The organism is Streptomyces sp. PT12 (assembly GCF_003311645.1).
Classification (GTDB): Bacteria; Actinomycetota; Actinomycetes; order Streptomycetales; family Streptomycetaceae; genus Streptomyces.
This window is the reverse complement of sequence record NZ_QEST01000205.1, coordinates 1-436: the sequence shown is the minus strand read 5'-3', so window position 1 is coordinate 436 and position 436 is coordinate 1. Positions and strand designations below refer to the sequence as shown.

The 436-nt window shown below is 70.4% G+C and carries 1 protein-coding gene; it reads right to left on the bottom strand.

All coding sequences use genetic code 11. The features are described from left to right. A partial coding sequence (locus tag DEH69_RS22905) for an acyltransferase domain-containing protein (RefSeq protein ID WP_113688896.1) occupies positions 1 to 436 on the bottom strand: 436 nt, incomplete at both ends.

The window sequence follows — 436 nt, the reverse complement described above, 5'->3', positions numbered from 1 at the left end:
CCAAACCGCCACCCACACGTTCGAGCCACTCCTCGACCTCACCCACCGGCAGCCCCACCGACACCATGCCGCCACGACCCGCCAGCCCCTCAGCGATCACCCGGGACCGCACCGCGGCCACCCGAGCCCCCTCCCCGACCGACAGCACACCCGCCACGACCGCCGCGGCGATCTCACCCTGGGAGTGCCCCACCACGGCCGAAGGCCGCACACCGAACGACTCCCACAGCCGCGCAAGCGACACCATCACCGCCCACAACACCGGCTGCACCACATCCACCCGCCCAAGCAACCCCCCCTCACCCAACGCCTCATAAAGATCCCACCCCACCCAAGGCCCCAACGCCTCACCACACTCCGCCAAAGAATCCGCGAACACCGAGAACTCCCCCGCCAGTTCACGCCCCATCCCCACCCACTGCCACCCCTGCCCCGG